Below are 26,765 nucleotides of genomic sequence, written 5' to 3'. Positions count from 1 at the left end.
GCCCGGGCGAGCGAACTCGCCCGGCGTAAGGCAATTACTGTGCGAGCTTGGCTTTCACGGCCTCCAGGCCTGGTTTACCGTCAATGGTGGTCACGCCAGCGAGCCAGGTATCGAGCACCTGTGGGTTCTTTTTCAGCCAGGCCTTGGCGGCCGCTTCAGGCTTCATCTTGTCGTCGAGGATGTTGCCCATCAGGATACTTTCCATGTCGACGGTGAACTCCAGGTTTTTCAGCAACTGACCGACGTTGCTGCATTCGGTGGTGTAACCCTTGCGGGTGTTGGTCGCCACCGTTGCAGCACCGAAATCGGGGCCGAAGAAGTCATCGCCGCCGGTCAGGTATTGAATCTTGAAGCGCTTGTTCATCGGGTGCGGCGCCCAGCCGAGGAAGACCACGGCGGTGTCGCGTTTCTGCGCACGGTCGACCTGCGAGAGCATGCCCGCTTCGGACGATTCGACGACTTTGAAACCCGCGTCCTTGAGGCCGAAAGCGTTCTTGTCGATCATGCTCTGGATCAGGCGGTTGCCGTCGTTGCCAGGCTCGATGCCGTAGATCTTGCCATCGAGCTCTTTCTTGAATTTGGCGATGTCGGCGAAGTCATGCAGCCCCTTGTCGTACAGGGCTTGCGGTACGGCGAGGGTGTATTTGGCACCCTTGAGGTTGGTGCGTACCACTTCGACGGTGCCGGCATCGCGGTAGGCCTTGATGTCGTTTTCCATGGTCGGCATCCAGTTACCGAGGAACACGTCCATGTTCTTGCCGTCGGCCAGCGACTTGTACGTCACGGGCACGGAAATCATGGTGGTCTTGGTCTTGTAGCCGAGGGCGTTGAGCACCACCGAGGTGGTGGCGGTTGTTGCAGTGATGTCGGTCCAGCCGACATCGGAGAAGTTGACGGTACTGCACTGCGCCGGTTCTGCGGCTTGAGCCAGTAACGGCAGACTCAGCATGGCGGCCAACAACAACGACGGGGAACCTTTCATGGATGGACTCCTTGGTGTTTTTTTTGGCAGTGTTCCGACTGAGGACCACCGCACTTATAGGTTGCGGTTGGATGGCGTTCTGGAGACAGCTCTACCACGGCGCCTTGCAATCGAGTCATAACGATCATGTACCAGTGAAAATCTGACGCCTACAGGGTGGGTCGTATCCAGTACAGGGATGGTCGCATCCAGTGTCAGTGACGTCGTTTACAGCTTTTTTCTACCCGGTTTGGCCATCTGAACCGCATAAAAACGGCGAAAACACGGGAGGAAACCGGCACGGCGTTGGTGGGCATGAGTGCGTCGGTGTCAGACGCCGAGCGACCTGACAAAAGCCTGATGATGCGGGCATTCCGGCGGATCGCAGCTTGAGCGTAGCAGCTCCGCCAGCGGGCGCTTAACGCCCGGGAACGGCATCCTCAGGAGCTCTGCAGCAATGGCTATCAGCGTTTTCGACCTGTTCAAAATCGGCATCGGCCCGTCCAGTTCCCACACCGTCGGCCCGATGCGCGCCGCCGCTCTGTTTGTCGATGCGCTGCGCGACCGGCACCTGCTGGAGCAGGTACGGCGTATAGAAGTGCAACTGTTCGGCTCGCTGTCGGCTACCGGTATCGGCCACGGCAGCGACAATGCAGTGATCATGGGCTTGATGGGCGAGTGGCCGGACGCAATCGACCCGTCGCAGATCGGCCCGCGTATTCAGGCGCTGCGCGAAACTCACACGCTGTTATTGGATGGTCGTCTGTCGGTGCCGTTTGTCTGGGCCCGCGACATGCGCCTGATCGACGAAAACCTGCCGTTCCACCCCAACGCGATGACTCTGGTTGCCGAAGGCGATCACGGCGAGATTCATCGCGACACCTACTATTCGGTCGGTGGCGGTTTTGTCGTGGATCAGGCGCAGGCATCCAGCGGTGTGGTCGATCTGGATCGCACCGAATTGCCTTATGACTTTTCCAGCGCGGTGGAGCTGCTGCAGCTGTGCCAAAAGAACAACCTGCGCGTCGCCGAACTGATGATGGCCAACGAAAAGGTCTGGCGCAGCGAAGAGGAAATCCGTGCCGGGCTGATGAAGCTGTGGCGGGCGATGCAGGATTGCGTCGAGCAGGGCCTCAAGCATGAAGGCATCCTCCCCGGTGGCCTCAATGTACGGCGGCGTGCGGCCAAGTTGCATCGCAGCCTGCAGGAATTGAACAAGCCCAACGTGATCGGCTCGACCCTCAGTGCCATGGAGTGGGTCAACCTGTTTGCCCTCGCGGTCAATGAAGAAAACGCGGCCGGCGGGCGCATGGTCACGGCGCCGACCAATGGCGCGGCGGGGATCATCCCGGCGGTGTTGCACTACTTTATGAAGTTCAGCGAAGCGGTCACCGACGCCAACGTCGTCGACTACTTCCTGGGCGCGGCGGCGGTGGGCATTCTGTGCAAGAAGAACGCCTCGATCTCGGGTGCCGAAGTCGGTTGCCAGGGCGAAGTCGGCTCGGCCTGCGCGATGGCAGCCGCAGGGCTGGCGGAGATTCTCGGCGCGACGCCGGAGCAATTGTGCAACGCGGCGGAAATCGGCCTGGAACACAACCTCGGCCTGACCTGCGATCCGGTGGGTGGGCTGGTGCAGGTGCCGTGCATCGAGCGCAATGCGATTGCTGCGGTGAAAGCGATCAACGCGGCGCAGATGGCCCTGCGCGGCGATGGCCAGCACTTCATCTCGCTGGACCGGGTGATCCGCACCATGCGTGATACCGGCGCGGATATGCATGACAAATATAAAGAGACCTCGCGGGGTGGGTTGGCGGTTAGTGCGGTTGAGTGCTGAATCAGCAATACCGAGTGGAATTCTTCGCGAGCAAGCCCGCTCCCACATTGGAACCGGGTGTTCACAAATTCTGTGTTCACTGGAGATTCACTGTGGGAGCGGGCTTGCTCGCGAAGGGGCCAGACCAGTCAAAACTGCTCACCAAGTGCACACGCTAATCAGATCACGCCACCTTTTAGCGCGTCGCAATCAGATAAGAGCCTTTCCCACTCGCAGTACGCCATTCGCACCCCCTACCGTCCGTCACCCGTGCTTGCGGTGACACTCTGAAACAACTGCGCGCAAGCCCGTTCCCACAAGTGCTACCGATCTGCTCACAGGCAGCGGGGCAGGGCTCTCGGCGCCGCTGATGGCACTTCGAAACACCCTGTGTCCGACGTCTTGAATAGACACGTCGCGACGTCGTTTTCAGGAGTTATTGAACAGCCATTCAATTTTAGGCATGGCAATTGCTCTGTCATAACAAAGCCCGTCTCTCACGCGAGAACGCCGGCAATAACAAGAGCCTCCGCCTGAGGCCATCACCCGCTTTGTGTGAGGAGATACCGCGATGACGTCGTTCAACTCCGGGGCCCAACCCCAGAACCGTGCGCCTCAATCCATCGGCTTTCTGCTGCTGGACAATTTCACGCTGATTTCTCTGGCCTCCGCAGTCGAGCCCCTGCGCATGGCCAACCAATTGTCCGGTCGTGAGCTGTATCGCTGGAGCACTCTTACCGTCGATGGCGGCCAGGTGTGGGCCAGTGACGGTCTGCAAATCACCCCCGATGCCTCCATGCACAAAGCCCCACCCCTGGACACCGTGATCGTCTGCGGCGGTATCGGCATTCAACGCACCGTGACCCGTGAGCACGTCTCATGGCTGCAGAGCCAGGCCCGTCAGTCCAAGCGTCTGGGCGCCGTGTGCACCGGCAGCTGGGCTTTGGCTTGCGCCGGTCTGCTCGACGGTTTCGATTGCAGCGTGCACTGGGAATGTCTGGCGGCGATGCAGGAAGCTTTCCCGCGTGTGGCCATGAGCACCCGACTGTTCACCCTCGACCGTAACCGTTTCACCAGCTCCGGCGGCACCGCGCCATTGGACATGATGCTGCACCTGATCAGTCGCGATCACGGCCGTGAACTGTCTGCCGCGATCTCGGAAATGTTCGTCTACGAGCGCATCCGCAACGAGCAGGATCACCAGCGCGTGCCGCTCAAGCACATGCTCGGCACCAATCAGCCGAAACTGCAGGAAATCGTCGCGCTGATGGAAGCCAACCTAGAAGAGCCGATCGACCTCGACGAACTGGCGGTGTATGTCGCCGTGTCGCGTCGCCAGCTGGAGCGGCTGTTCCAGAAATATCTGCACTGCTCACCGTCGCGCTACTACCTTAAGCTGCGCCTGATCCGCGCGCGGCAACTGCTCAAGCAGACGCCGATGTCGATCATCGAAGTTGCGTCGGTGTGCGGTTTCGTCTCGACGCCACACTTCTCCAAGTGCTACCGCGAATACTTCGGCATTCCGCCGCGTGACGAGCGCGTCGGCTCTAACACCACGCAGCAAGTGGCGATGCTGCCGCTGCCGCAGGCGATCGTGATGTCGCCGCTGTCTGGGCCGATGTCGGCGTTGAGTCAGGCGCGTAATGAGTCGACGTTTGCCAGCGTAAGGCTGTAAGGCAAAAGATCGCAGCCTGCGGCAGCTCCTACAGGGGATTGCATTTCAACTGTAGGAGCTGCCGCAGGCTGCGATCTTTTGATCTTCTGTCAGGCGCTATGGCTTTGCTGGTAATCCGCCAACGCCGGCAACAACTGCTTGTCGATCGCCTGGCGCACTGCAGGCTGGATACTGGCGCCGCTGGTGTACATGTCCTTGACCATCTTGCGCAATTCAAACGCGCGAACATTGTCCAGACCACGCACCGCACACTCACAGGCCTGCTCGGCGGTCGAACCGCTCGGCACCTGAAACCCCAACGCCTTAAGCTGGCCCAACAAGTCTTCCTGATCGATCAAATCGGCATACATCATGGCGCGCTTCCTTCTTCGGCAACGGAGGTCGTGACTCGATTCTGGTGGGCATGTGGAGGCACGGCAAGGGCGATTTGTCGCAGTGGCCGCGACGGCTATGAACAGGTCGTTTTCGGCTAACTCAGTACAAAGGGGAGTCGGCACACTGACCTCAGCTCGCTACAGACGGTTTGGTCACCCTCGACTGGCAGCTCCTCAACAGTACCCTCTGCCCCGATCCTGTCACGGCTTGTATCGGGGCTTTTTTTGGTCTGTGAATCCGGGAGCGATGTGTGGTTGGCTCTGACGCCTTCGCGAGCAAGCCCGCTCCCACATTTGAAATGCGTTCCAGTGTGGGAGCGAGCCTGCTCGCGAAGAACGATGACGCGGTTTACCTTTGCAACACCAGAATCCGCGACAACAACTCATCCCGGTCGATATAGCAGCCCTGAAAATGCCGCGCCCCGGTCGCCGGGTCAAACGCATTGCGCGCATGCAGCGTACGGCGATTATCGAAGCACCACAGCTCCTCCGGATTGAGTCGCTGCATCAGCCGAAATCGTGGCTCGCGGGTCATCGCAATCAAGCGTCGATAGGCGCGATACAGCAGCGGCATCTGCTCCACCGATGTATCGAATGCGCCTCGCAAAAAATTCGCCATGCGAACCTCGGCGACTCGCCCCAACGCGTCCAGCGCAATGATCGGCGCCAGGCTGCGATAGTCGCTGTGGCGATCCTTGTTGCGGAATTCCACGGGGATTTCGCACAGCGCCTGGAACAGCTCGGGTGCTTCCTGACGCAAAGCATCGGCAATCGCAAAACCGTCGACGAAAATACTCTCGCCACCCTCGGCATCATTCACCAGGCAATGCAGAAATTGCAGTCCCGGTTGCAGCTCGCGAGTCGGCAAGTCGGTGTGCAACGGCAGGTTGAAAGCGGTGTAGGCGTTGCTGTCGGCATCGGCTTTGGACTGCACGTTGAACAGCACGCCGAAGTTGCTCTCGCGGATGAACGAAATGCGCTGGGCGATCAGCTTCAGCGAACCCGGTTCGGTGGGCACGCCGCGTACCTGAGTCAGGCCGATATCGCGCACCGCAATCAGCCATTGCAGCAGTGCGCCGTTGTCGTTCATCAACGCTGAATATTCGAATACCGGTAGCTGCAATTCGCTGCGCCACAGGTAAGCCTTGGGTTTGGCCGCCAGACGTTCGGCGCGGGACTCGTCGTCATAGGCGTGCGCACGCAGCCAGCCCGGATCGAAGCGACTGCGATGGCCATCCTGCCAGTCGATCAGCAGACAGCCGTCGCTGTCGATGTGCGCGTGGGCGGGGACGAGATCCGGGGTAGCATCGACGATCTCGAATACCTGCTCGCGGGTGACGTTGTAGACGCACTGCTCGCACGGGCAGTTGTCCCGCAACCAGACATGATGAAACGGACTGATGCGGCCATCGGCCCAGGCAAGCGAAACGCGATCCGTCAGGTTCTGCACGCCGCTCAGCGCGCTGATCAACGGATAAGTACGGAAATCGGCAACAGCAGCAGCGGTGTGCATGGCGGCTCCTTGCGTGGGAGAAATTAGCGGGCGGGTGGCAGGGCGATGACACGGCCGATGTAAACCGGGGCGGGCAGGTCGACTTGCTCGGCAACGATGGTTTGCAGGCGGCTCAAGGTGTCCGGGGTGAACGGCGCGGAACGTGGGCCGGCGAGGTCGACGTGCAGCAGCATCTGTTCGTTGCCGGCCAGTTCCTTGTCGTCGCCCGCCAGGTGCAGGCTGTGATAGAGGTGCAGGCGTTTGCTGTCGTGGCCGATGATCTGCGTGCGCACTTCGACCTCGGCGTCGAGCTTCACTTCGTGCAGGTAATTCAGGTGCAGTTCAAGGGTAAACAGCGAGTGGCCGCTGGCTTCGCGGTTGTTGCTGTCCATGCCGAGACGGTCCATCAGGGCGTCGGTGGCGTAACTGAAGATCAGCAGGTAGAAGGCGTCGCGCAGGTGACCGTTGTAGTCGACCCAGTCGGGGATGATTCTGGTTTGGTAGGTGGTGAGAGTGGGCATGGTGTCAGATCCAACATTAATAGTGACTGGGCTGCCGTCTTCGCGAGCAAGCCCGCTCCCACATTGGAATGCGGTCACCTGTGGGAGCGGGATTGCTCGCGAAGGGGCCGGAACTGCTGAGCAAGGATTACTCGCTGAAACTCATCCCGTGCTTTTCCTTGGTGGTCTTCACCGCTTCCAGCACCGCCAGCAGGCAGTCATCACGATAGCGCTCCAGCGCCGAAATGCTGTGGCGGCCGAGCTGATCACTGGTGCCATCGACCACATCGTCGATCAGCTTGTCGGTCAATTCCGGCGCGGGCAGATAAGTCCACGGCAACTGCAACGCCGGGCCGAACTGCGACATGAAGTGGCGCATCCCGGCATCACCACCGGCCAGCGTATAGGTCAGGAACGTGCCCATGAATGACCAGCGCAGCCCGGCGCCAAAACGGATCGCGTCGTCGATCTCGCCAGTGGTCGCCACCCCGTCATTGACCAGGTGCAGCGCCTCGCGCCACAGCGCTTCGAGCAGACGGTCGGCAATGAACCCCGGCACTTCCTTGCGCACATGCAACGGGCGCATGCCGAGTGATTCGTAGACTTTCATTGCCGCTTGCACAGCTTGCGGCGCAGTGTTCTTGCCGCCGACCACTTCCACCAGCGGCAGCAGGTAAACCGGGTTGAACGGGTGACCGACCACACAGCGTTCAGGGTGGGTCGAACTCTCGTAGAACTCGCTCGGCAGCAGCCCGGAAGTGCTCGATCCGATCAAGGCATTGGGCTTGGCCGCTGCGCTGATTTTGCTGTGCAGATCGAGTTTCAGCTCGAGGCGTTCCGGGGCGCTCTCCTGGATGAAATCGGCGTCGCGCACGCATTCTTCGATGGTCGCGACAAAGCGCAGACGATCCTGCGAAGCACCGGGCGCCAGACCGTTTTTCTCCAGCGCGCCCCAGGCATTCGCCACGCGTTTGCGCAGCGCGGCTTCGGCGCCAGGTGCCGGGTCCCAGGCCACCACGTCGAGGCCATGGGCGAGGGCGCGAGCGACCCAGCCGCTGCCGATGACACCGCTGCCGAGGGCGGCGAAGGTTTTGATCTCGGTGATAAAGCTCATGGTGATTTCCTGAATTTGGCACAAAAAACTGTGGGAGCGGGCTTGCTCGCGAAGAGGCCGGTACATCCGACGCATCTTTATGGGCAGAGCCAGCGCCTTCGCGAGCAAGCCCGCTCCCACAGGGGGAAATGAGTGCTGGGTCAGCCGCGCTGGGTCAGGCCCATCTTTTTGCGCCCCTCAGCCGGGGTCAGCACGCGGGCGCCGAGGCGGCCGAGGATCTCGGTGGCGCGTTCGACCAGTTGGCCGTTGGTGGCCAGCACACCCTTGTCCAGCCACAGGTTGTCCTCCAGGCCGACCCGCACGTTGCCGCCGAGCAGCACCGCTTGCGCGGCCATCGGCATCTGCATCCGGCCGATGCCGAACCCGGCCCACACCGCATCGGCGGGCAGGTTGTCGACCATGGCTTTCATGGTGGTGGTGTCGGCCGGCGCACCCCACGGGATGCCCAGGCACAGCTGGAACAACGGGTTGTCGAGCAAGCCCTCCTTGATCATCTGCTTGGCGAACCACAGGTGGCCGGTGTCGAAAATTTCCAGTTCGGCCTTCACCCCTAGCTCGGTGATGCGCCTGGCGCCGGCGCGCAGTTGCGCCGGGGTCGAGACGTAAATGGTGTCGCCGTCGCCGAAGTTCAGCGTGCCGCAATCGAGGGTGCAGATTTCCGGCAGCAGTTCTTCAACGTGAGCCAGACGGGTCAGCGGGCCGACCAGATCGGTGTTCGGGCCGAACTCCATCGGGTGCTCGCCGGCACCGATTTCCAGGTCGCCGCCCATCCCGGCGGTGAGGTTGACGATGATGTCGACGTCGGCCTCACGGATGCGCTCCATCACTTCGCGGTACAGCGCCACGTCACGGCTGAACTTGCCGGTCTGCGGGTCGCGCACATGGCAATGGACGACGGTGGCGCCGGCCTTGGCCGCTTCTACCGCAGCCGCTGCAATCTGTTTCGGAGTGACCGGCACGTGGGGGCTCTTGGCGGTCGTGTCGCCAGCACCGGTGAGTGCGCAGGTGATGATGACGTCGTGGTTCATGGTGCGGTTTCCTTCAGGCGTGTTGAGTCTGTTCGCAGCCCTTTCTCGGGCTGCGAAGCGTGTGTTCGGACTTGGGTTATTTGCTGGTCAGTTGCAGGTTTTCAGCGGCCGGTTTGCCGTCGAAAGTGGTTACACCTTCCAGCCAGCGCTGCTTGTCTTCGGGATGATCCTTGAGCCACTGTTTGGCGGATTCGAAGGCGTCCTTGTGATCGAGCAGCGGTTGCATCATCCGGCTCTCGTCTTCGGCGGTGAACGTCAGGTTGCTCAGCAGGCGGCCGACGTTCGGACACTGTTCGGCGTATTTCGGCGCGGTGACCGTCCACACCGTGGCCATGCCTTCGTTCGGGCCGAGGGCGTCGTCGCTGCCGGTGAGGTAAGTCATCTTGACGTTGACGTTCATCGGGTGCGGCGCCCAGCCGAAGAACACCACGGCTTCCTTGCGGCGTACGGCGCGGTCAACGGCGGCGAGCATCCCGGCTTCGCTGGACTCGACCAGCTGGAATTTGCCGAGGCCGAACTGGTTCTTGGCGATCATCGCCTTGATCTGCGTGTTGGCGCCCGAACCCGGTTCGATCCCGTAGATCTTGCCGCCCAGTTCCTTTTCGAACTTGGCAATGTCGGCAAAAGTCTTCAGACCCTTGTCCGCCAGATAGGTCGGCACGGCGAGGGTCGCGCGGGCATCCTTCAGGTTCGGTGCTTCCAGGACTTTGACCTGGTTGGCGTCGACGAATGGAGTGATGGTCTGGGTCATCAGCGGGTTCCAGTAGCCGAGGAACAGGTCCAGCCGCTGATCGCGGATCCCGGCGAAGATGATTTGCTGGGACGCGCTGGTCTGTTTGGTGTTGTAGCCGAGGCCATCGAGCAGCACTTGGGTCATGGCACTGGTGGCGATGACGTCAGTCCAGTTGACGACGCCCATGCGCACGTTCTGGCACGAGGCGGGTTCGGCCGCCATGACGCTGGCGCTCAAGAAAGCGGTACCGCTGAGTGCAAGAACACAGCTGCTGATCAGTCGTTTCATGTCGGGTTCCTCGGCAGGTCGTTTATTGTGAGTTCCGGCATCTGGCGTGCCGGTGATGCAAAGTTACGCAGCAATGCCCCGGTGAAAGCGCACTGCGGCGACTGGCTCTTGCACTGTAGCGACCTGTGCGCTTGAACGCCGACGACAATCGGCGTATCAACGATCCACGCTACCCGCTAACCGAGTGCGCACATGTCCCAGGATTTCTACTTTCTGCTGATGCCGGGGTTTTCCGCCATCGGCTTTATCTCCGCGATCGAACCGCTGCGGGTGGCCAACCGCTTTCGCGGCGAGCTGTACCGCTGGCACGTGCTCAGTGCCGATGGCGGGGCGGTGCTGGCGAGCAATGGCATGTCGGTCAACGCCGACGCGGCGCTGGAGCCGCTGAGGAAAGGCGCGACGCTGTTGGTGGTGGCCGGATTCGAACCGCTGAAGTTCGCCACGCCAACCCTTGAGCACTGGCTGCGCCGGCTGGACAACGAAGGCGTGACCCTCGGCGCCATCGACACCGGCAGCTTCGTCCTCGCTGAAGCCGGTTTGCTCGACGGCCATCGCCTGACGCTACACTGGGAAGCCATCGATGCGTTCAAGGAATCTTATCCACAGCTCAGCGTGACTCAGGAACTGTTCGAGATTGACCGGCGGCGCATCACCTCGGCGGGCGGCACGGCGTCCATCGACTTGATGCTCGATCTGATCGCCCAGGCCCACGGCCCGCAACTGGCAATCCAGGTCAGCGAGCAGTTCGTGCTGGGACGGATCCGCCCACGAAAGGACCACCAGCGCATGGAAGTCGCCACGCGCTACGGCATCAGCAACAAGAAGCTGGTGCAGGTGATTGGCGAGATGGAACAACACAGCGAACCACCGCTGACCACGCTGCAACTGGCGGAATCGATCAAGGTGACGCGGCGGCAACTGGAGCGCCTGTTTCGGCTGCACCTGAACGATACGCCGAGCAATTTTTATCTGCGGTTAAGGTTGGAGAAGGCCCGGCAGCTGTTGCGCCAGACGGATATGAGCGTGCTGGAAGTCAGCATCGCTTGCGGGTTTGAATCGCCGTCGTACTTCACCCGCAGCTACCGCGCAAAATTCGCCCGCTGTCCCCGCGAAGACCGCCGTACCGCCCAAGCTTGAATGGATGCACACAAAACCAATGTGGGAGCGGGCTTGCTCGCGAAAGCGGAGTGTCAGTCGAAACATGAGTTGACTGATCCACCGCATTCGCGAGCAAGCCCGCTCCCACATTTTTGATCATCAGTGTCTGAAGAGAAGGTTACTTCTTCACCAGCGCCGAACACGCCGCCTTATAGGCCTCGTGCTGATACTTGTTCAACGTCCCCGGCAGCTCAAAGTTGTGCTTCTTGGCCTGCGCATTGATCGTCTGCGGCGACAACAACGTCACCTCACACCCATCCAGCAACTGAAACACACCCTCGATCTTGAACGTGGTCGGCCCACCGGCAAACTCACCCTTCTTGCTGCGCTTCTTGATCGCAATCCGGTCAATCGAATGCTCGCGCACAAACGAAGCGACCTGCGCCGCGAAGCGTTTGACGTTGGCCGCCTCGTCATCATCGTCGAGGGCGATTTTCTTGGTGTTCAGCGCCACGTGGCTCAGCGTTGCCCCGTCAAGGGAGGCCACGGCGATGATCGCTTCGCTGCCTTTGATTTCGATGCCGCAGATGTTCATGAGTGTCCCTTGAATGGCTATATGAGGTGCAGCTTACAGCGCAGATCCTCACTCCTGCCCAATCGACTCCAAAAACTCCGACCGTTCGTCACTCATCCGTGCCACACAGTCATTCTGCGCAATCTTGAACGCCTTGCTGCCTTCGGTGGCGGGGAAGGCTTCCACGGCGCAATCGGCGTCGCGGGTTTTCAGCCATTGTTGTTGGGCGGTTTTCAGTTTGGCGGTGATGTCGGCCAGTTGCGCGGCGTTTTTGCCGTAGGTGGTCTGCATGCGCTCGTTGAGGCTGGCGTAGTTGTCCTTGAGCAGGTCTTCGGCGGTGCTGCGGCTGTAGGTCGAGCATTCCAGGGTCTGGACGTCGTTTTCCACCGCGTCGCACGGGTTGTCGTCGGTCTCTTCGGCGGCGTGTACGCCGGTCGCAATCAGTGCCAGGGCCAGGAAGATCGATCTCATGGTTGTCGCCGCTCTAATCCAGTGATGTATGCAAGATGCGCAAGATTCTGGCTCAAGCGCGCGGGCTTGAACAGGTAGCTGATCGGAGCGCCTGATGACCCTTTGTCGCGGATTGACGCTTTCGGCAATTCCCCTGTCGTTTTTGCACCCGGTCGCCCCGGCACCGAGGCATATGCTGGCCCCAAAGCGCCGGCAGACGATTCGGCGCATGAATCGCCAATAAGGGGACGCCTGATGAGCCCAGCCGAATTACACGCCGACAGCATCGTTATCGACGGTCTGATCATTGCCAAATGGAACCGCGAGCTGTTCGAAGACATGCGCAAGGGCGGTCTGACGGCGGCCAACTGCACTGTGTCGGTGTGGGAAGGCTTTCAGGCGACCGTGAACAATATCGCCGCCAGCCAGAAGCTGATCCGCGAAAACAGCGACCTGGTGATGCCGGTGCGCACCACCGCCGACATCCGTCGTGCCAAGGAGCAGGGCAAGACCGGCATCCTCTTCGGCTTCCAGAACGCCCACGCGTTTGAAGACCAGATCGGCTATGTCGAGGTGTTCAAGCAGCTCGGCGTCGGCATCGTGCAGATGTGCTACAACACCCAGAACCTGGTCGGCACCGGTTGCTACGAGCGTGACGGCGGCCTGTCGGGCTTCGGTCGCGAAATCGTCGCCGAGATGAACCGCGTCGGCGTCATGTGCGACCTGTCCCACGTTGGCTCCAAGACTTCCGAAGAAGTCATCCTCGAATCGAAAAAACCGGTCTGCTATTCCCACTGCCTGCCGTCGGGTCTGAAAGAGCACCCGCGCAACAAGTCCGATGAAGAACTGAAGTTCATTGCCGACCATGGCGGTTTTGTCGGCGTGACCATGTTCGCGCCGTTCCTCGCAAAAGGCATCGATTCGACCATCGACGATTACGCCGAAGCCATCGAATACACCATGAACATCGTTGGTGAAGACGCCATCGGCATCGGCACCGACTTCACCCAGGGTCACGGCCAGGACTTCTTCGAATACCTGACCCACGACAAGGGCTACGCCCGTCGTCTGACCAGCTTCGGCAAGATCATCAACCCGCTGGGCATCCGCACTGTCGGCGAGTTCCCGAACCTGACCGAAACCCTGCTCAAGCGCGGCCACTCCGAGCGTGTGGTGCGCAAGATCATGGGCGAGAACTGGGTCAACGTCCTCAAAGACGTCTGGGGCGAGTAACGCTTACTCAAGACCGCCGCCGATCTGCCCCCTCTCCCTCGGGGAGAGGGCTGGGGTGAGGGCTGCGGCCAACACTGAATCTAAATTTTTCTGGAGTTAAGTTTCCATGGCCAAGATCGCCCCGCAATTGCCAATCGAAGTCGACAGCGAGACCGGTGTCTGGACCTCCGACGCCCTGCCGATGCTTTACGTGCCGCGTCACTTCTTCGTCAACAACCACATGGGCATCGAGGAAGTGCTGGGCGCTGAAGCCTATGCCGAGATCCTCTACAAGGCCGGCTACAAGTCCGCCTGGCACTGGTGTGAAAAAGAAGCCGAATGCCACGGCCTGGAAGGCGTCGCGGTGTTCGAGCACTACATGAAGCGTCTGTCGCAACGCGGTTGGGGCCTGTTCAAGATTCAGGACATCGACCTCGACAAAGGCACCGCCAGCGTCAAGCTCGAACACTCGGCGTTCGTCTATGTGTACGGCAAGGTCGGGCGCAAGGTCGACTACATGTTCACCGGCTGGTTTGCCGGGGCCATGGATCAGATTCTTGAGGCGCGCGGCAGCAAGATTCGTACGGTTGCCGAGCAAGTCTACGGTGGCTCCGAAGAAGGCCACGACGACGGCCTGTTCACCGTCAAGCCGTTGTAAGTCGAGGAACCCGCCATGGCTTTCGAAGCAATGTTCCAGCCGATCCAGATCGGCAAACTGACCATCCGCAACCGCGTGCTCAGCACCGCGCACGCTGAGGTCTACGCGACTGACGGTGGCATGACCACTGAACGCTACGTCAAATACTACGAAGAGAAAGCCAAGGGCGGCATTGGCCTGGCGATCTGCGGCGGCTCGTCGGTGGTCGCCATCGACAGCCCGCAGCAATGGTGGAGTTCGGTCAACCTGTCCACCGACCGGATCATTCCGCACTTCCAGAATCTGGCCGACGCCATGCACAAGCACGGCGCCAAGATCATGATCCAGATTACCCACATGGGCCGTCGCTCACGTTGGGATGGTTTCCACTGGCCGACCTTGATGTCGCCGTCGGGCATCCGTGAACCGGTGCACCGTGCGACCTGCAAGACCATCGAACCGGAAGAGATCTGGCGAGTGATCGGCAACTACGCGCAAGCCGCGCGTCGCGCCAAGGCCGGTGGCCTGGACGGCGTCGAGTTGTCTGCCGTGCACCAGCACATGATCGACCAGTTCTGGAGCCCGCGCGTCAACAAGCGTACCGATGAATGGGGTGGCAGCTTCGAAGGCCGGATGAAGTTTGGTCTGGAAGTGTTGAAAGCCGTGCGTGCCGAGGTCGGCGACGACTTCTGCGTGGGCATGCGTATCTGCGGTGACGAGTTCCACCCGGATGGTCTGTCGCACGAGGACATGAAGCAGATCGCCAAATATTACGACGACACCGGCATGCTCGATTTCATCGGCGTGGTCGGCTCGGGTTGCGACACCCATAACACCCTGGCCAACGTGATTCCGAACATGAGCTATCCGCCGGAGCCGTTCCTGCACCTGGCGGCCGGAATCAAGGAAGTGGTCAAGGTTCCGGTGCTGCACGCACAGAACATCAAAGACCCGAACCAGGCCACGCGCATCCTTGAAGGCGGTTATGTCGACATGGTCGGCATGACCCGCGCGCACATCGCCGACCCGCACCTGATCGCCAAGATCAAGATGGGCCAGATCGACCAGATCAAACAGTGCGTCGGTGCCAACTATTGCATCGACCGTCAGTATCAAGGTCTGGACGTGCTGTGCATCCAGAACGCCGCGACCTCCCGTGAATACATGGGCGTGCCGCACATCATCGAGAAGTCCACAGGCGTCAAACGCAAAGTGGTGATCGTTGGTGCCGGCCCGGCCGGGATGGAAGCAGCACGCGTCTCTGCCGAGCGTGGCCACGACGTGACCCTGTTCGAGAAGAAAGAATTCATCGGCGGGCAGATCACTACCGCGTCGAAAGCACCGCAACGTGACCAGATCGCCGGCATCACCCGCTGGTTCCAGCTGGAACTGGCGCGGCTGAAAGTCGACCTGCGTCTGGGCACTGCGGCCGATGCGGCAACCATTATGGATCTGCGTCCGGACGTGGTGGTGCTGGCGGTCGGTGGGCATCCATTCCTTGAGCAGAACGAACACTGGGGCGCTGCCGAAGGGCTGGTGGTCAGCAGCTGGGACGTGCTCGACGGCAAGGTTGCGCCGGGCAAGAACGTGCTGGTCTACGACACCATTTGCGAGTTTACCGGGATGTCGGTGGCCGACTTCCTCGCCGACAAGGGCAGCCAGGTCGAGATCGTCACCGACGACATCAAACCGGGCGTGGCCATCGGCGGTACGTCGTTCCCGACCTACTACCGCAGCATGTACCCGAAAGAAGTGATCATGACCGGCGACATGATGCTGGAAAAGGTCTACCGCGAAGGCGACAAGCTGGTGGCGGTGCTGGAGAACGAATACACCGGCGCCAAAGAGGAGCGGGTGGTCGATCAGGTGGTGGTGGAGAACGGCGTGCGTCCGGACGAGGAAATCTACTACGCGCTCAAAGAGGGTTCGCGCAACAAGGGTCAGATCGACGTCGAAGCGTTGTTCGCGATCCAGCCGCAGCCATCGTTGAGCACCACCGGTGACGGCTACTTGCTGTTCCGTATCGGCGACTGCGTGGCGCAGCGTAATACCCACGCCGCCATCTACGACGCGTTGCGGTTGTGCAAAGACTTCTAAGGACTTGCACATGACCCCTGTGGGAGCGGGCTTGCTCGCGAATGCATTCTGTCAGTTGTGCATGAGCTGACTGATCCAGCGCTTTCGCGAGCAAGCCCGCTCCCACAGTAATGCAGACCGTGTTTCTCCAGGCTGTACTGGTGGGAGCTTCACCATGTTGAACACCCTTCTTCCAATCCTGTTGTTCGCAGCCCTGGCCCTTGCGGTGCTGGGGGCGTTGCGGCGGGTGACCATGTGGCGTCGGGGCCGGGCCTCGAAGGTCGATCTGATCGGCGGCCTGTTCGCCATGCCCAAGCGCTACATGGTCGACTTGCACCACGTGGTGGCGCGGGACAAATACATCGCCAACACCCACGTCGCCACGGCGGGCGGTGCGGTGGCGTCGATCGTGCTGGCGATTCTGGTGCACGGTTTCGGCCTGCATAACCGCATCCTCGGCTATGCGCTGCTGTTGATGACGGCGGTGATGTTCGTCGGTGCGCTCTTCGTTTATCGGCGCCGGCTCAACCCGCCGGCACGGTTGTCGAAGGGCCCGTGGATGCGCCTGCCGAAAAGCCTGCTGGCGTTCTCCGCCTCGTTCTTTCTGGTGACCCTGCCGGTGGCCGGGATCCTCCCGGAGAACTTCGGCGGCTGGCTGCTGGCGGCGATTCTCGGGCTCGGCGTGCTGTGGGGCGTGTCGGAATTGTTCTTCGGCATGACCTGGGGCGGGCCGATGAAACATGCCTTCGCCGGTGCCCTGCACCTGGCCTGGCACCGCCGCGCCGAGCGCTTTGGCGGCGGTCGTTCCACCGGTTTGAAACCGCTGGATCTGAACGATCCCTCTGCGCCACTGGGCGTGGAAAAACCCAAGGATTTCACCTGGAACCAGTTGCTCGGTTTCGACGCCTGCGTGCAGTGCGGCAAGTGCGAAGCCGCCTGCCCGGCCTTCGCTGCCGGCCAGCCGCTGAACCCGAAAAAGCTGATTCAGGACATGGTCGTCGGCCTGGCTGGCGGCACTGACGCGAAGTTTGCCGGTAGCCCTTATCCGGGCAAGCCAATCGGTGAGCACAGCGGCAATCCGCACCAGCCGATCGTCAACGGTCTGGTCGATGCCGAAACCCTGTGGTCGTGCACCACCTGCCGCGCTTGCGTCGAGGAATGCCCGATGATGATCGAGCACGTCGACGCCATCGTCGACATGCGCCGCCATCTGACGCTGGAAAAAGGCGCGACCCCGAACAAGGGTGCCGAGGTCCTGGAAAACCTGATCGCCACTGACAACCCCGGCGGTTTCGCTCCGGGCGGGCGGATGAACTGGGCGGCGGATCTGAACCTCACTCTGCTTAGCGAAAAGAAATCCACCGACGTGCTGTTCTGGGTCGGCGACGGTGCCTTCGACATGCGTAACCAGCGCACCTTGCGTGCGTTCGTCAAAGTGCTGAAAGCCGCGAAGGTCGACTTCGCCGTACTCGGCCTCGAAGAACGTGACAGCGGTGACGTGGCCCGGCGTTTAGGCGACGAAGCGACCTTCCAGCTGCTCGCCAAACGCAATATCCAGACCTTGGCCAAATACAGCTTCAACCGCATCGTCACCTGCGATCCGCATAGCTTCCATGTGCTGAAAAACGAGTACGGCGCGTTCGACGGCAACTACCTGGTGCAGCACCACAGCACCTACATGGCGGAAATCATCCAGGCCGGTGCGCTGAACCTCGGTCAGCACAAAGGCAACAGCGTGACCTACCACGACCCGTGCTACCTCGGCCGCTACAACGGCGAGTACGAGGCGCCGCGCGAAGTGCTGCGCGCCCTCGGCATCGAGGTCAAAGAGATGCAACGTTCCGGCTTCCGTTCGCGCTGCTGCGGCGGCGGTGGCGGCGCGCCGATCACCGACATTCCGGGCAAGCAGCGGATTCCTGACATGCGCATGGACGACATCCGCGAGACCGGCGCCGAGCTGGTGGCCGTGGGTTGTCCACAATGCACGGCGATGCTCGAAGGCGTGGTCGAACCGCGTCCGCTGATCAAGGACATCGCCGAACTGGTGGCCGACGCGCTGCTCGAAGACGCCGCGCCGAACAAGCCTGCCACCCCGGCCAAACGTGAACCTGCGGAGGCCCACTGATGAGCGACATTATCCGCCGCGACCCGCGCGCCGAATGGATTGCGCGTAACCGCCTGCACCCTTTGCACGCGGCGATGCAACCGGCGCAACACAGCTGGATGGGCCCCAATGGTGTCATCCGCAAGAACCTGCACGGCATCGGCTTCATCGGCCCCAACGGCATCAAGCGAATCGACCGCAGCGGCGCGCAACAGGGCGGGGCGGTCAAGCGCTCGGCCACGGTTGAAGTGCAGTTGCCGCTGCATCAGGTACCGGCCCCTGCGTTTTACATCAGCGTGGTGCCGGACATGGTTGGCGGTCGCCTGAGCAGCCACGACCGCGACTTGCTCGGCCTGGCTCATCAACTGGCCGGCAACGACGGCGCGGTGCTGGCGGTGGTGTTTGGCGATCACAAAGAGAGCGCCTTCGCCACGGCCGGCGTCGATCGCTTGCTGGTATTGGAGGGCGACCAATTCAGCGGTTATGCACCGGAACAACGAGTGCAGGGCCTGCGGGCTGTGGATAACCAGTTCAATCCGCGCCACTGGCTGCTGCCGGACAGCCGCAGCGGTGGTGGTGAACTCGGTCGGCGTTTTGCCGCGGCACTGGGCGAACGTCCGGCGACGCGGGTCTGGCAGGTCAAGGATCAGGAGTGCATAGGTCGCGCTGGCGCAGGCCTGCAAGACCTGGCGCGACCGGTCGCACGCTTGATTCTGGCCGCAGCCGAATGCGCCGAACCGGTCAGCGAAACCCGTCATGAGGCACTGCCGGTGGAGTTATCCACAACGGTGGCGCGCAGCCTGTCGCGGATCGAGGATCTTGGCGCGGTCGCGGTGGACCCGGCGGCGATTCCGATGGCCGAAGCCGAGTTCATTTTCTCTGGCGGCAACGGGGTCAAGGACTGGGCGCTGTTCCACCAGACCGCTGCGGCGCTCGGCGCCACCGAAGGCGCCTCGCGGGTCGCGGTGGACGATGGCTTCATGGCCCGTGATCGGCAGGTCGGCGCGTCCGGCACTTGGGTCACCGCGCGGGTTTACGTGGCTGTGGGTATCTCCGGGGCGATCCAGCACCTGCAGGGCATCGGTGCCTGTGACAAGGTGGTGGCGATCAACCTCGACCCCGGTTGCGACATGATCAAACGCGCCGACCTGTCGGTGATTGGCGAGAGCGCGGAAATTCTTCAGGCGTTGATCGCGGCGGTAGCGGCTTACCGCAACGAAGCCAAGCGCGATGCGGCTTAAGGAACGGGTTATGAGCACAAAGATCATCAGTCTGGTTTCCATCGGTGCCCACCCGACCTCGGGCCGGCCACGCCGCGCCGAACAGGACGCGCGCGCCGTGGAACTGGGCCTGCAACTGGCTGGGGATAACCTGCAAGTGCTGCACGCCGGGGACGTTGCGGAACCGGCGCTGCGCGCCTATCTGGGCATGGGCCTGGAACAGCTGCATGTGCTGGAACAACCCGCTGGTGCCGACGCCTTGCCAGCGCTGACCGCGTATCTGCGGGATGCCGGCGCCCAAGTGGTGCTGACCGGCAGTCAGGCGGAAACCGGCGAAGGCTCGGGCATGTTGCCGTTTTTGCTGGCCGAAGGGCTGGGCTGGCCGCTGGTGGTGGGACTGGCGCAGGTCGAGTCGATCACCGACGGTTCGGCGCTGGTGCTGCAAGCGTTGCCCCGTGGGCAGCGGCGCCGGTTGAAAGTGAAGCTGCCGTTTCTGGCGACTGTGGATAACGCCGCGCCGAAACCTCGGCAGAGTGCCTATGGACCGGCGCGACGCGGAGTTTTGCAGGCTGAAGACATCGAAGTGGTGGACGATGAGTTGCTCGCGATTGCCACCTTGCAACCGGCCAAGCCACGGCCGAAACGCTTGAAGGTGATCAAGGCCAAAAGCGGTGCCGACCGCATGAAAGCGGCGACGGCCAAGGCCAGTGGCGGCGGTGGACAAGTGCTCAAGGGCGTCACCGCGCAGGCCGGGGCGGAAGCGATCCTCAAACTCCTGATCGAAGAAGGCGTCGTTCGCTAGCCACGATCCTCCAGACACTGAACACTCCCTGTGGGAGCGGGCTTGCTCGCGAAAGCGTCGTTTCAGCTGCATCAAAGTTGAATGACCCACCGCTTTCGCGAGCAAGCCCGCTCCCACATTGGTTAAGGGGCAGCAGATCTCGGTGTGTTTACCCACAATCCCTGTTGGCGGATCTGTGGATAACGTGTTCGCCCATCCCTGCACCCCACGCCAATCAAGCCCTCCAGGCCTCAGCTCAAAAAACAACCAGCCTAAGTCACCGTTTTTCCGGGCTTTTTCTCCTGCATAACGCCAAGAGTTGCCCCCAATCTCTGTTGGCGCTTCTGTGGACAAGATGTTCGCTGTCCGCTGCAAGCCATATAAAACGTGGCCTGTAGAGAATTGATCAATAAGTGATCGATTAAGCTTTTAAAGCTGATAATCCCCGTGTAAACCGCGATTTCACACAGCCCTCAGTACTTTTCCACAGCTGCCGCAAAGTTACCCCCGATCTCTGTTGGCGCTTCTGTGGATAACGTGTTCGCCATCCTCTACGACCCATATGAAACGTGACTTGTAGAGATTTGATCAAAAAACAGTCAATCCCTCCTGCAAACCATCCTTCTGGATAAGTCACGATTTTTCTTCACAAATCAGCCAGTTATTTTTCCGTTCATCCACAGTTACCCCCATTTGCTGTGCATGGCTATGTGGATAACTTGTTCGCTGAACTTCATAAGCCCCGGCCGGCTTAGTCCAAACGGCAATTGATCAGATTTCATACAGTTCTAAAGCGTTGCCTTGACTTCGATTCCAGCGCTGTCTTCACTGCAATGGCACAAGGACAGCCGTCACTTATCCACATCAGGTTCTGGGAGAACGCATGATGGATAGCCGCCCACACCGCCATCCCCCCTCGCCACGCAAGCGCACGTTACGTCGTGCGGCCAATCAACGCGCTCGTCTGTAGCGACCTCCTGCTTTAACCGCTGTGCTGTCGCCGGGCTCGCCCCGGAGGCCAGGTGCCCGTTCGCCCATTGACTGCAGGCAACCGCAGAGTTGCCCCATCTGCCTGAGAGAGGAACACCCTCATGACACGCATCGCAACGCCCATCAGCGAGATCAAGGAACACTACGACGTGATCGTCATCGGCTCCGGCTATGGCGGCGGCATTGCTGCGTCGCGCCTGTCCCGGGCCGGCAAGCAGGTGTGCCTGCTCGAACGCGGGCGGGAAATCCAGCCCGGTGAATACCCCAACACCATGATCGCCGCGACCGAAGAGTTGCAGGTGCATGACCCGGACGGCCACATTGGCTCGCGCACCGGGCTGTTCGATCTGCACGTCAACGCCCAACAGAACGTGGTGGTCGGCTGCGGCCTCGGCGGTACATCGCTGATCAACGCCAATGTTTCCCTGGAGCCGGAACCCGGGGTGTTCGAGGATCCACGCTGGCCGCAAGCGGTACGCGATCATCGCGATACGCTGCTCAAGGACGGTTACGCCCGCGCCCGGGAAATGCTCAAGCCCAATCCGTACCCGAATACCGCGCCAAACCTGCCCAAGCTCGACGCCAACAAAAAGTCTGCGGACTACCTCAAGCAGGGCGCGCATTTCTACAAGCCACCGATCAACGTCAACTTCGACAAACTGCCGAACAACCTCAACCACGTCGGCGTCGAACAACTGCCGTGCAACCAGTGCGGCGACTGCGTCTCGGGCTGTAACAACAAGGCCAAAAACACCACGCTGATGAACTATCTGCCGGACGCCTGGAACCATGGCGCGGAGATTTTCTGCCAAGCCGAAGTGCGGCATCTGGAGCGCGACGGCGATGGCTGGATCGTGCACTTCCAGTACCTGGACAGCGGCCGCGAGAAATTCGACGCGCCAACGTTGTTTGTGAAGGCCGATATCGTCGTGGTCTCCGCCGGCACCCTCGGCTCTACCGAGATCCTTCTGCGTTCGCGGGACAAGGGGCTGGTGATGTCCGGTCAGCTCGGCGAGAACATGAGCGGCAATGGTGACATCCTCGGTTTCGGCCACAACTGCGAGCAGACCATCAACGGCATCGGCTTCGGCGCGCATTCGGCCAAGGAGCTGCACCCGGTCGGCCCGTGCATCACCTCGATCATCGACATGCGCACCGAAGGTGACTGGCGCAGCCGTATGGTCATCGAGGAGGGCTCGATCCCCGGCGCGCTCGGCCGGCCGATGGTGCCGGCGATGGCCGGGTTCGCCGAAATGATCGGCGTGGCCACGGACGACAGTTTCAGCGCCAGGCTCGGCTACAAGGAGCGCGAGGCCGAAAGCTTCCTGCGCGGCCCCTATTACGGCGCGCTGCACAACATGCAGACCTACCTGATCATGAGCCACGACAGTGGCCAGGGCCGGATGATTCTCGACAACAAGGACCAGTTGCGCATCGACTGGCCGGGTGTCGGTGAGCAGGAAAACTTCAAGCTCGGCAACGAACGTTTGTACCAGAGCACCAAGGCACTGGGCGGGGTCTGGGTCGAGAATCCGATCTGGACCCAACTGCTCAAGCACAGCATCGTCTCGGTGCATCCGCTGGGCGGTTGCGTGATGGGCGAAGACGCGACGCAAGGCGTGGTCAATCACAAGGGCCAGGTGTTCAGCGGCGCGGCCGGCACCGATGTTTACCCCAGCCTGTACGTGACCGATGGCGCGGTGATCCCGACCTCGCTGGCGGTCAATCCGCTGCTGACCATCTCCGCCGTGAGCGAGCGCAACATGGGCCTGCTCGCCGCCGACCGCGGTTGGCAGATCGACTACACGTTGCCGTCGGCACCGCGTAAACAGGTAGCGCCGCCGACACTCGGCGTACAGTTCACCGAAACCATGAAGGGCTATTTCTCCCGGGCCTTCACTGCCGCGCAAAGCACCGATCTGAAAGTCTATGAAGCCGCGGCCAAACGTGGCGAGGCGGACAATTCGCCGATCGACTTCACCCTGACCATCACCGCCAACGACCTCAACCGGATGATCAAGGAACCGGAGCACGCCGCGACCATTGTCGGTACGGTCAATGCCCCGGCGCTGTCGCCGCAACCGCTGACCGCCAGCAATGGCGTGTTCAACCTGTTCGAGCAATTCGAGCAGCAGGTCGACACGCGGCACATGAAATACGACATGAAACTGACCGCCGAGGACGGCAGCGACTATTTCTTCAGCGCTTTCAAAACCGTGCCGGAAGACAACGGTGTGCTGAACATCTGGCACGACACCAGCACCCTGTACGTGACGCTGTACCGCGGGCCGGACAAGTCGGGCGAGGTGATCGGCTCCGGGGTGATGCACATTCATCCAACCGATTTCGCCAAGCAGATGACCACCATGAAAGTGCTCAACGCGCGTAACGAGCGGGAGCGCATCGAAGGCCTGGCGCGCTTCGGCAAGTTCTTCGCCGGGATCCTCTGGGAAAGTTACGGCGGGGTGTTTGCCGGTGACAAATACTTCAACCCCGATGCGCCGCCACGGCTGAAACGGCCGCTGGATGCGCCGACCCCGGCGGTGCATTTCTTCCCCACCGAGGACGGCGTCGAGCTGCGCCTGACTCGTTACCAGGCCGGCAGCAAAGGCCCGGTGATGCTGGTGCATGGCCTGGGCGTCGGTTCAAATATCTTCTCCACCGACACCATCCAGACCAACCTGCTGGAGTACCTGTGCAAGCACGACTATGACGTGTGGCTGCTGGATTTCCGGGTGAGCATTCTGCTGCCGGCGAGCAAGAAAGAGTGGAATGGCGACCAGATCGCCCAGTACGACTTCAAGGCTGCCATTGCGCAAATTCAGCAGGAGACGCAGGCCAAAGACGTGCAGTGCGTGGTGCATTGCTACGGCGCGACCACGTTCTTCATGTCGTTGCTGGCAGGGCTGCAGGGTGTGCGTTCGGTGGTCTGCTCGCAGATTGCCGCTGACACTGTGGTCGCCACGGCCACTGGATTGAAGGCTGGTCTGCACTTGCCGGGCATGCTCGATGCGATCGGTATCAAATCGATGACGGCTTACGCCGACAGCAAGGAAAACTGGTTCAACCGCCTCTACGACAAGGCCCTCAACGGTTACGCGCGGATTGAGGCGCAGGGTTATTGCACCAACCCGGTGTGCCATCGCATCACCTTCATGTACGCCTCGCTGTACCGCCACGACACCCTCAACGAAACCCTTCACGACAACCTGCACGAGCTGTTCGGCGAGTCGAACATCGAGACCTTTGAGCACCTGGCGCTGATCGTGCGCAAAGGGCATCTGGTGGATTTCAAAGGCAACGATGTGTACATGCCGCACTTCGAGCGGCTGACGATGCCGATCTGCTTTATCAGCGGCGCAGAAAACCAGTGTTACCTGCCGGAAAGCACGCTCAAGACCTACCAGCGAGTCTGCGAAGTCCACGGGCCGGAGCGCTACAGCCGGCATGTGGTGCCGGGCTATGGCCACATCGACTGCATGTTCGGCAAGAACGCGGTGGTGGATGTGTATCCGCTCATCCTTGAGCACCTGGAGAAAACTGCCCTCGGTTGATGAGGTTTTCCTGTGGCGAGGGAGTTTGCTCCCGCTGGGCTGCGAAGCGGCCCCAAAACCTGAGAGTGCGGTTTTCCTGAACCACCGCATCTGCCGGGTTTACGACGGCTTCGCCGCCGAGCGGGAGCAAGCTCCCTCGCCACAAAAGCTCATCACACAGAGGGACTCTCCTAAGGTCTGCACAAGGAAATGGATGACATGGATACCTACATCCGCTGGTTTCAACGCTTCATCTGGATCGGCATTGCGATGAACATGGTGTTCGCGATCCCGGCGCTGTTTGCGCCGGGGTTGCTGACATCGGTGGTCGGGCTGCCGCCGCAACTCTCCGACCCGTGGCTGGAAAACGCCGGGATGCTGCTGGTGGGCATCAGCGTGTTTTACATGCCGTCGGGCTTCAACGCGCCGCGCTATGTGGTGCATTCCTGGCTGTGCGTGCTGACGCGGCTGATCGCCGTGGTGTTCTGGATTTACCTGATCAACACCAGCATTCAAGGCTCGGTGTTCGTGCCGATGCTGATGGGCGATCTGAGCTTCTTCCTGATCCTCGGCATTCTGCTGTACCTCGGCACCACGCCCGCGAACCGGCCATGGGCGCTGCTGTGCGACGGCTGGCGCGAGTGGCGCGCGGCCTGGGCGCGGCAATGGCAGAGCCATACCTTCAAGGTGGGTACCTTGGTCGTACTGGCGCTGCTCGGTTTCATTGGGTACCAGACCTGGTACCAGATGCTGCGGGTGGTGCCGGAGCAGGAGTACGCCTCCGACGAAGATCACTACAAATACGCCGCCATCGGCCTGGGCATCGAAGCGCGGATCCCGTATTACCTGTTCGCCGTGCTGCCGCAGATGTGCCCGGAAAAACTGCCCAAACCCGGCGGCTGGGAGATCTTCGGCTTTCTCTATGAAAACGGCAAGGACCTGCCGATCGGCATGGCCAAGCGGCAGATCGGTTACCCGACCGTGGAACCGAACTGCGCGCTGTGTCACACCGGCTCCTACCGGGCCAATGCCAGCGACGTTGCGGTCAACGTGCCTAGCGCGCCGGCCAACACCCTGCAACTGCAGGCCTTCCAGTGGTTCGCCTACGATTGCGCCAGCGACCCGAAATTCACCACCGACGCGGTGATGGCGGCGATCAACGGCAAATTCCAGCTGGGCTTTTTCGAGAAGCTCTATAACCGCTACCTGATCATCCCGATGGCGAAAAGCGCTTTGCTCAAGCAGAAGCAGGCCTACGCCTGGCAGAAGCTGCGTCCGCAACAGGGCCCGGGCCGCACCGACACCTTCAACCCGACGAAAATGGTGGTGTTCGGCTTCCCGGATGACTCGACCATCGGCACCGTCGATCTGCCGCAAGTGTGGAACCAGAAACCGCGGGAATCGATGTACCTGCATTGGGACGGCAATAACAACAAGATCCACGAACGCAACTACGCCGCCGCGATGGCCGTGGGCGCGACCCCGGAATCGGTGCTGCCGCCGAGCTTCAACCGGGTGACCAACTGGCTGCTCGGGCACAAGGCGCCGGCGTGGCCGTGGGCGCTGGATCAGGCGAAAGTCGCGCAAGGCAAGCCGATCTGGGATGCCAATTGCGCCGCGTGCCACGACTTCGGGCGCGCCGATACCGGGCAGGTCACCACCAACATCGATCAACTGGGCACCGATCCACATCGGCTCGACTCGTTCACCACCGGTCTGGTGACGGCGTTCCACACCTTTAAGAAACCGCCGTTCGACTTCGGCGCGTATCGCAAGACCCAGAGCTACAGCAACACGCCGACTGACGGCATCTGGCTGCGCGCGCCGTACCTGCACAACGGTTCGGTGCCGACCCTGTGGGATCTGCTGCAACCGCCGGAAAAACGTCCGGTGGTGTTCATCACCGGCTCCGACGTCTACGACCCGGTCAACGTCGGTTTTGTCACCACGGGCGCTCAGGCCAAAGCCTCGGCGGATTTCAAATACGACACCCGACTGGAGGGCAACCACAACAGCGGTCACCTGTATGGCACCACGCTGTCGGACGACGACAAACGTGCGTTGATCGAATTCATGAAAACCCTGTGAGCCCTTACGGATAGAGGATTACGC

The 26,765-nt window shown here is 61.2% G+C and carries 20 protein-coding genes; 11 read left to right on the top strand and 9 right to left on the bottom strand.

Translation table 11 applies throughout. The features are described from left to right. Positions 1 to 34 precede the first annotated feature (34 nt). Positions 35 to 982, bottom strand: a complete 948-nt coding sequence (locus ACS4NR_RS19385; protein ID WP_456018102.1) for a choline ABC transporter substrate-binding protein — start codon at positions 980 to 982, stop codon at positions 35 to 37. A 436-nt stretch (positions 983 to 1,418) separates the two neighbouring features. Between ACS4NR_RS19385 and ACS4NR_RS19380 the strand changes: the two genes are divergently transcribed. Together ACS4NR_RS19380 and gbdR are read left to right on the top strand one after the other, a co-directional pair. Beyond that, positions 1,419 to 2,795 carry an L-serine ammonia-lyase gene (locus ACS4NR_RS19380; RefSeq protein ID WP_456018101.1) on the top strand — a complete coding sequence of 459 codons (1,377 nt, stop codon included), beginning with the start codon at positions 1,419 to 1,421 and terminating at the stop codon, positions 2,793 to 2,795. A gap of 550 nt (positions 2,796 to 3,345) precedes the next feature. Then, positions 3,346 to 4,449 (top strand): choline metabolism transcriptional regulator GbdR, encoded by a 1,104-nt coding sequence (gene gbdR, locus ACS4NR_RS19375; protein WP_007949927.1) that lies wholly within the window; start codon positions 3,346 to 3,348, stop codon positions 4,447 to 4,449. Positions 4,450 to 4,538: 89 nt separating this feature from the next. Here the strand turns inward: gbdR and ACS4NR_RS19370 are convergent, their stop codons facing one another. From ACS4NR_RS19370 to ACS4NR_RS19345, 6 genes are all read right to left on the bottom strand, one after another. Beyond that, complete coding sequence (locus ACS4NR_RS19370) at positions 4,539 to 4,802, bottom strand: hypothetical protein (RefSeq protein ID WP_007962640.1); 264 nt, start codon at positions 4,800 to 4,802, stop codon at positions 4,539 to 4,541. 370 nt (positions 4,803 to 5,172) lie between these two features. Then, positions 5,173 to 6,336, bottom strand: coding sequence for a gamma-butyrobetaine dioxygenase (locus ACS4NR_RS19365; RefSeq protein WP_456018099.1), 1,164 nt, complete (start codon positions 6,334 to 6,336; stop codon positions 5,173 to 5,175). A gap of 23 nt (positions 6,337 to 6,359) precedes the next feature. Further along, positions 6,360 to 6,836: a thioesterase family protein gene (locus tag ACS4NR_RS19360; RefSeq protein ID WP_456018097.1), complete on the bottom strand. Its 477-nt coding sequence runs from the start codon at positions 6,834 to 6,836 to the stop codon at positions 6,360 to 6,362. A gap of 127 nt (positions 6,837 to 6,963) precedes the next feature. Further along, on the bottom strand, positions 6,964 to 7,929 hold the full coding sequence (locus tag ACS4NR_RS19355) for an L-carnitine dehydrogenase (protein WP_085697784.1): 966 nt from the start codon (positions 7,927 to 7,929) through the stop codon (positions 6,964 to 6,966). 140 nt (positions 7,930 to 8,069) lie between these two features. Continuing rightward, positions 8,070 to 8,957 (bottom strand): 3-keto-5-aminohexanoate cleavage protein, encoded by an 888-nt coding sequence (locus ACS4NR_RS19350; RefSeq protein ID WP_456018096.1) that lies wholly within the window; start codon positions 8,955 to 8,957, stop codon positions 8,070 to 8,072. A 76-nt stretch (positions 8,958 to 9,033) separates the two neighbouring features. Beyond that, on the bottom strand, positions 9,034 to 9,978 hold the full coding sequence (locus ACS4NR_RS19345) for a choline ABC transporter substrate-binding protein (RefSeq protein WP_456018095.1): 945 nt from the start codon (positions 9,976 to 9,978) through the stop codon (positions 9,034 to 9,036). Between the two features lie 192 nt (positions 9,979 to 10,170). Between ACS4NR_RS19345 and ACS4NR_RS19340 the strand changes: the two genes are divergently transcribed. Further along, entirely contained in the window at positions 10,171 to 11,115 is a 945-nt protein-coding gene (locus ACS4NR_RS19340) for a GlxA family transcriptional regulator (protein ID WP_456018094.1), read from the top strand. A gap of 139 nt (positions 11,116 to 11,254) precedes the next feature. On the opposite strand, the gene ACS4NR_RS19335 is transcribed toward ACS4NR_RS19340, so the two are convergent. Both ACS4NR_RS19335 and ACS4NR_RS19330 read right to left on the bottom strand, forming a co-directional pair. Further along, a complete protein-coding gene (locus ACS4NR_RS19335; protein ID WP_064589572.1) occupies positions 11,255 to 11,671 on the bottom strand; it encodes a DUF3010 family protein in 417 nt (138 codons plus the stop codon). Between the two features lie 48 nt (positions 11,672 to 11,719). Then, positions 11,720 to 12,121, bottom strand: a complete 402-nt coding sequence (locus ACS4NR_RS19330; RefSeq protein ID WP_253150795.1) for a lysozyme inhibitor LprI family protein — start codon at positions 12,119 to 12,121, stop codon at positions 11,720 to 11,722. Between the two features lie 234 nt (positions 12,122 to 12,355). On the opposite strand from ACS4NR_RS19330, the gene ACS4NR_RS19325 reads away from it, so the two are divergent. The 8 genes from ACS4NR_RS19325 (at position 12,356) to ACS4NR_RS19290 (ending at position 26,741) form a co-directional block, all read left to right on the top strand. After that, on the top strand, positions 12,356 to 13,333 hold the full coding sequence (locus ACS4NR_RS19325) for a dipeptidase (protein WP_027610650.1): 978 nt from the start codon (positions 12,356 to 12,358) through the stop codon (positions 13,331 to 13,333). 106 nt (positions 13,334 to 13,439) lie between these two features. Continuing rightward, the gene (locus ACS4NR_RS19320) at positions 13,440 to 13,970 is read left to right on the top strand and encodes a DUF5943 domain-containing protein (RefSeq protein ID WP_008083165.1); all 531 of its coding nucleotides are present in this window, start codon (positions 13,440 to 13,442) and stop codon (positions 13,968 to 13,970) included. A 15-nt stretch (positions 13,971 to 13,985) separates the two neighbouring features. Then, positions 13,986 to 16,046 carry a dimethylglycine demethylation protein DgcA gene (dgcA, locus tag ACS4NR_RS19315; protein ID WP_253150793.1) on the top strand — a complete coding sequence of 687 codons (2,061 nt, stop codon included), beginning with the start codon at positions 13,986 to 13,988 and terminating at the stop codon, positions 16,044 to 16,046. A gap of 154 nt (positions 16,047 to 16,200) precedes the next feature. Next, complete coding sequence (gene dgcB / locus ACS4NR_RS19310; RefSeq protein WP_456018093.1) at positions 16,201 to 18,150, top strand: dimethylglycine demethylation protein DgcB; 1,950 nt, start codon at positions 16,201 to 16,203, stop codon at positions 18,148 to 18,150. Beyond that, positions 18,150 to 19,370 carry an electron transfer flavoprotein subunit alpha gene (gene etfA / locus ACS4NR_RS19305; RefSeq protein WP_095137469.1) on the top strand — a complete coding sequence of 407 codons (1,221 nt, stop codon included), beginning with the start codon at positions 18,150 to 18,152 and terminating at the stop codon, positions 19,368 to 19,370. The genes dgcB and etfA overlap by 1 nt, the downstream gene beginning before the upstream one ends. A 10-nt stretch (positions 19,371 to 19,380) precedes the next feature. Continuing rightward, positions 19,381 to 20,151 carry an electron transfer flavoprotein subunit beta gene (gene etfB / locus ACS4NR_RS19300; RefSeq protein ID WP_095137468.1) on the top strand — a complete coding sequence of 257 codons (771 nt, stop codon included), beginning with the start codon at positions 19,381 to 19,383 and terminating at the stop codon, positions 20,149 to 20,151. 1,070 nt (positions 20,152 to 21,221) lie between these two features. After that, positions 21,222 to 24,674, top strand: coding sequence for a GMC family oxidoreductase N-terminal domain-containing protein (locus ACS4NR_RS19295; protein ID WP_456018092.1), 3,453 nt, complete (start codon positions 21,222 to 21,224; stop codon positions 24,672 to 24,674). Positions 24,675 to 24,872: 198 nt separating this feature from the next. Continuing rightward, on the top strand, positions 24,873 to 26,741 hold the full coding sequence (locus ACS4NR_RS19290; protein ID WP_456018091.1) for a c-type cytochrome: 1,869 nt from the start codon (positions 24,873 to 24,875) through the stop codon (positions 26,739 to 26,741). Positions 26,742 to 26,765: the final 24 nt, after the last annotated feature.

This window comes from Pseudomonas sp. JQ36, from assembly GCF_053851495.1.
Note: the sequence above shows the minus strand (reverse complement) of the source record. Positions and strands in the feature narration are given on the sequence as shown.